Raw genomic sequence first — 5,651 nt, 5'->3', positions numbered from 1 at the left:
CTCGCGATGCCATCGTCCTGATGGCCGCTCGGCTCGGCACGTCCTGTGCCGAATTACGGACTTTTCCAAAGTCGAAAAGCTAAGAATTGCTAAAGCTCACGAAAGAGCCCATTAAAATCCATTCATGGGGCTTTTTTTAAATTTAGCTAACAAGTAGGTTTATCAACAATTTCAAAAATAGACGTTTCCCTACTTCTTCCATTTAACATCTACCTCTAAAACTTTATAATAGTCGCTTATTGTATAGTAGAGCTTTTTTTCTTTTTCATCATACAGATATGAATTTATATATCCTATGTCTTCCACTACTGTTGTGAGTTTATTCGTATTAATATCTAAACATTTTATTTTAAATTTTCCATTATCGTTGGTTTCTATAAAAAATATTTTTTCATTTAATACAAGGCATCCATCAAAAGGTAATAAATTGCTGTGTAATATGTTTTTTTCTTTAGTTTCAAAATTATAGACCCATAGATTGTTCCCTTCAACATAATAAATATTTTTATCATTTATATATAAAATTTCTGATAAGTATACACCATCATTTTTAATCTCTTCTGTTTTGTTGGTTTTTGTATCTAAAACCATAATTTTCGTTCCATTTGTTATACCATTTTCATTAGGGTAATAATATATTTTACCATTTCCTATATATAGTACCCAAGCATTCTCTAATAACCTTTCGATTTTATTGTTGTATATTCTATATAAATTAGTTATTGAAAAGATATAAATCGTGTCTCCATCGACAAACATCCTATTAGTTAATATATTAGTTACCAAATTAGGAGTATTTGAATCTAAATCAAAACTATATAACTGACCCCCATAAAAAAACAAATTACCGCCTACAGCTTTTAAATCCTTAACAAATATATTTTTCAAATTATTACTAATGAAAACTCTAACTCCATCATCAGAACCTAATTTATGCTCAATTAATTTAACATAATCTGAATAAAATAATTTGTTATTTACTTTAACCATCCTATATCCCTGAAGTGTATCTATTTCTTTTTTGTTTGGATAATAAAAAAGAACAGGCTTTATACCAGGAAATTCGTATTTCTTCTTGTTTTTTATATCATATATATAGTCTTTATTACCCTCCACTATAAATTCAACATTGTTATAGGTTATTCCATTAACCTTTAGCTCCTCCCTTGGATTCTTACCTTCTAAGTCAACACTCATTAGAACTCTTTCAATTTCTCTGTTACTTAAACTATAATAATATACTCTTCCTTTTAAAATTTTAGATAATTCAATCCCACTATTTTGATCTGCTATTTCCCAAAGCTTTTCAAATTTATTATTGAAGCAGACTATCTTAATGTTGCCAACTGATGTATAAAAATATCCATTGTAGTACATCAAATTTAAAATAGGGTCCTGCAATCGATATGTTTTATAGGTTTTATCCTTTATATTCATTTCATATATATAACTACTTCCATCTGCAAAATAATAGTAGATAACATCTCCCATATATAAAAACTTATGAGGGTATATTTTTAAATCTATATTTGTTTTATTTGAAATATCATATAAAATTACATTTCTGTTTTCACTATTTAAATAGGCAATTTTATTATCAACAATTTGAAAATCTGCACAGTTGTCAAACAGTTTTTCTATAGATTTGTTTTTAGGGTTCAACCTATATAATGTATCTTTAACATCCCTAAAATAAACAATGCCTTCATAGGCCTCAACTTGGTTTACCCAATTTTTTGTAATCATTTCTAATGTTTTATTCTTTGTATTGTAGGCATATAGGCAAAAATCCTCATATTTTAAAGCAGGTACAAAATATATGGTATCTCCTACAACAACCTGATTTTTAGTGTAATTGGTATAAAAATCCTCTTGCTTTAAAATCCTTGTCCTTACCTGATAATTAAAGGTTTTTAACTTAGGTACAAAATAATCTTTTATGCCTTTGCTAAAGTAACTAAATAAAAATCCACCTAAAAGTATCCCTGCTAAGATATAATACATCCTCTCTATCTTCTTTCCTCGATTCTCCATTTTATCACCCCCCAAGAATATTGTAACATATTATCCTATTTATGTATATTTATATATCGTGTGTAAAAATATTGTAATTGCCCATACTCTTAATATATTAATATTAAGGGGGTAAATTCTGTGATAAAATTATATTTATTCTTCATTATTAGTCTGTTTTTATTTCAAATAATAAAATTTAAATTAGACGACCAAAGTGTTAAAATATGTCTAACATTAGTCCAGTTCTCACTTTTAGCAACCTTATTTATTAGTATCTATGTAATTTACAGTCAACAATTTTTACTTGCAGTTAAATAGTCTATTTCCCAGGAAATCGTATTTACATATACTTTAAAATGATTTAGAATAAATTTAAGCTGTTTTCAAGGACCTCCAAAAATATAAACGGAGGTGTTTTTATGTCAATTGAAAATCATCCAGATTATAAACAGGAAGTACAATTTTTAAACTTTATACTTGATTTTCTTAAACAATATCACAGCTCACTTCTTAAAACAAAGGCTATATTAAACAAAGAACTTGCAAGAAGCGTAGGAGACCCTAAAGATGACAGTAGTGACCCCTACATCAGTATGATAATCAACACTCAGCTTTCCGATACAATAGAAGAGAAATTAAAAAAGATTGAGAACGCACATAAAAAACCCTATTTTGCAAGGGTTGACTTTACAGAAGAAGGTTCAAAAAATCGTGAAAAGCTTTATATTGGAAAGATGTCTGTGCTTGATGACAAAAACTACAAACCAATAATAATAGACTGGAGAGCACCTATTGCTAACCTCTATTATGAAGGACGTTTAGGCAGAGCTCATTACGACTGCCCTGATGGAAGAATTTATGGAGAGATTCATTTAAAAAGGCAGTATACAATTGATGATGGTAAACTTTTAAATATGTTTGATATTGATATAACAACAAACGATGAATTTTTACAGGCCTTCCTTGGTGCAAACGCAGATAATAGGTTGAAGGATATTGTTTCAACTATACAAGTTGAACAAAACAGGATAATAAGAGCAGATATGTGGAAACCACTAATTGTTCAAGGGGTTGCAGGAAGTGGTAAAACAACTATTGCTCTCCATAGAATTGCCTACCTTATTTACAACTATGACAAGGATTTTGTTCCTGAAAACTATATGATTATTGCTCCAAATAAGCTCTTTTTAAATTATATATCTGATGTTTTGCCCGAACTTGGAGTTAATAGAGTTAAACAAACTACCTTTGAAGAGTTTGCCTTTGAGGTTCTTGAAAAGAAGGTAAAAATAAAGGATGTAAACAGTAAACTTTCTAAATTAGTAGATCTTGAGGATGAAAGAGAGAAGGAAATTATAATTGAAGCAACCAAATTTAAAACATCAAAGGAATTTATGGATATATTAAGTCTTTATCTAAAGGATGTAGAACAGACTATTATACCTCAAAATTCCTTTAAATTTGGAAAGATAGAGCTATACTCCTATGAAGACGTACAAGAACTTTTCTTAAAAAATTATTCTGACCTTCCTTTTCAAAAAAGGTTAAATGAAATAAAAAAACATCTACAAAATAGAGCAAAACTTAAAAAGGATGAATTAATCGAAAAATTACACAGGATTTGTGATTTAGAGGTTAATAAAATTAAATTAAATATTGAAGACACAGAAGAAAGAAGAATTAAATTAACTGAAACATACAATAAACGCGACGAACTTATAAGCAAGGTAAACGATTTTGTTAAAAATGGTGCACAAAGTTTCATAAGGGCAATAGAAATAAAACCACCCTTTGAGTACTATAATGAATTTATATTTAGCAATTTATTTAAAGAACAATCTCTTAAATATATAGATAAAGATACCTATGAATATTTAATAGATTCGTATAAGGAAAATATTGAATCTAATTTGTATGAATATGAAGATTTGGCTCCACTTCTTTTTATTAAATATACTACTTTAGGTCTTAGCGAAAAAATTAAAGTTAAACATATTGTAATTGACGAAGCACAGGATTTCAGTGTTCTCCAACTTTATGTTCTAAAAAGCATAATAAAGGACAGCTCCTTTACAATTCTTGGTGATCTAAATCAAGGAATACACTATTATCGTGGCGTTAGAGATTGGAATGAATTAAGGAGTATTGTATTTAATAATTCTGCCAATTACCTTACTCTTGAACAAACCTACAGAACAAGTATTGAAATTATGGATGTTGCCAACAAGGTTATATGCCATATTAAAGATACTCAGGTTCAAATTGGGAAACCTGTTATTCGACACGGTGAAAGGGTAAAAGTAAAAAAGTTAAACTCATTAAAGGAAGTTGTAGAAAATATTTTTGTAAAAATTCAAGAATTAGAGCAATCAAATATTAACACAATAGCTATCATTGGGAAAACACTAAGTGAATGTAAGGAAATTCATAAGCTTCTTAAAAAGAAGGGGTTGGACTTTAAACTAATAACAGGTAATGAAAAGGAATATTCTGCAAAGAGGGTTATTGTACCTTCGTATCTTTCAAAGGGTCTGGAATTTGATGCAGTATTTGTTCCTAATGCCAGTAGAGATTTATATAAACAGAATGAGCTTGATATAAAGCTTCTTTATGTAGCACTTACAAGACCTCTTCATAGATTATATATCTACTCAATAGGTGAAGTTTGTGATATGCTAAAGGATATAGAATGTGATGGGGGGGAAGGTATATGTTCTTTATAGGTATATTTGGAGTTGAAGGCAAAGAAGAACATATTGGAGATATAAATAGTAAAGTTTGCAAAGTATGCGGGCAGTTTACCACATATAAAGTGTATAAAAGATACTCTTATTTTCACTTTTTCTTTGTAAAGTTATTTAAATTTGATGAAAATTACTTTGCTATCTCAAGATGCTGTAACAGAATATTTGAAATACCAAAGGAAGTTGGAAAAAAATATGAATTAAGGGAAATAAACGATATAGATGATAAGGACTTAATAGAGATATATAATCCCTATGCTGAAAAGGTATGTCCTAATTGCAAAAACTTAGTTAATCTTGATTATCCCTATTGCCCCTACTGTGGTACAAAATTAAATTAACTTAAAAAATCACTTTTTAATATCCTCCCACATATAATGTACTAAAAAGGGGGGGATATTTTATGCCAGAGCTTTGGGGCATTGTAGCAGTATTAGCAATACTTGTCATATATTACTTTGTAAACAGAGAATATGCAAAGAAATTGGCCCTTGAATTTATGTTCTATGTTGAAAAGAAGGCCGAAGAACTTGCACTAACCGAGGGAAAGAAAAAATTCTACTACGTAGTTTCACAGTATGATAAGCTACCTGCCTTCGTTAAGGCAGTTATTACCCCAGATCAATTTGCACAGATGGTGCAACAACTTTTTGATGAAGCTATAAGCAGATTAGATAATAAAAATGAATATATTTCACCTGATAAATAATTCATAAAGCCAAAGAAAAACAATGTTTTCTTTTGGCTTTTGAAAAAGTTATATTTTTTGATTAGCCCTATGAAGGATTTTAAGGCATTCGTTCATTTCGCTAATCAATTCTAAGCTTTTCTTTGTTTGAAAAAGTCCTACCCTCGCGATGCCATCGTCCTGATGGCCGCTCGGCTCGGCAC

Annotated in this window: 4 protein-coding genes; 3 read left to right on the top strand and 1 reads right to left on the bottom strand. The window is 29.5% G+C overall.

What is annotated here, in order from left to right; translation table 11 throughout:
* Positions 1 to 189: 189 nt before the first annotated feature.
* On the bottom strand, positions 190 to 2,034 hold the full coding sequence (locus JG776_RS12235) for a DUF5050 domain-containing protein (RefSeq protein ID WP_291967926.1): 1,845 nt from the start codon (positions 2,032 to 2,034) through the stop codon (positions 190 to 192).
* Positions 2,035 to 2,435: 401 nt separating this feature from the next.
* On the opposite strand from JG776_RS12235, the gene helD reads away from it, so the two are divergent.
* From helD to JG776_RS12220, 3 genes are all read left to right on the top strand, one after another.
* Complete coding sequence (gene helD / locus JG776_RS12230; protein ID WP_291967924.1) at positions 2,436 to 4,739, top strand: RNA polymerase recycling motor HelD; 2,304 nt, start codon at positions 2,436 to 2,438, stop codon at positions 4,737 to 4,739.
* Complete coding sequence (locus JG776_RS12225; protein ID WP_291967922.1) at positions 4,727 to 5,101, top strand: zinc ribbon domain-containing protein; 375 nt, start codon at positions 4,727 to 4,729, stop codon at positions 5,099 to 5,101. The genes helD and JG776_RS12225 overlap by 13 nt, the downstream gene beginning before the upstream one ends.
* A gap of 62 nt (positions 5,102 to 5,163) precedes the next feature.
* Positions 5,164 to 5,469 (top strand): hypothetical protein, encoded by a 306-nt coding sequence (locus tag JG776_RS12220; RefSeq protein ID WP_291967920.1) that lies wholly within the window; start codon positions 5,164 to 5,166, stop codon positions 5,467 to 5,469.
* The last annotated feature ends 182 nt before the right edge of the window (positions 5,470 to 5,651 follow it).

The organism is Caloramator sp. (assembly GCF_020054765.1).
In the GTDB taxonomy this organism is placed as follows: domain Bacteria; phylum Bacillota; class Clostridia; order Clostridiales; family Caloramatoraceae; genus Thermobrachium; species Thermobrachium proteoclasticum.
Note: the sequence above shows the minus strand (reverse complement) of the source record. Positions and strands in the feature narration are given on the sequence as shown.

What these genes read in the sequence shown, in the direction of transcription:
- JG776_RS12225 (WP_291967922.1), top strand. Translation starts at nt 4,727, where the DNA reads ATGTTCTTTATAGGTATATTTGGAGTTGAAGGCAAAGAAGAACATATT.
- JG776_RS12235 (WP_291967926.1), bottom strand. Translation starts at nt 2,034, where the DNA reads ATGGAGAATCGAGGAAAGAAGATAGAGAGGATGTATTATATCTTAGCA.
- JG776_RS12220 (WP_291967920.1), top strand. Translation starts at nt 5,164, where the DNA reads ATGCCAGAGCTTTGGGGCATTGTAGCAGTATTAGCAATACTTGTCATA.
- helD (WP_291967924.1), top strand. Translation starts at nt 2,436, where the DNA reads ATGTCAATTGAAAATCATCCAGATTATAAACAGGAAGTACAATTTTTA.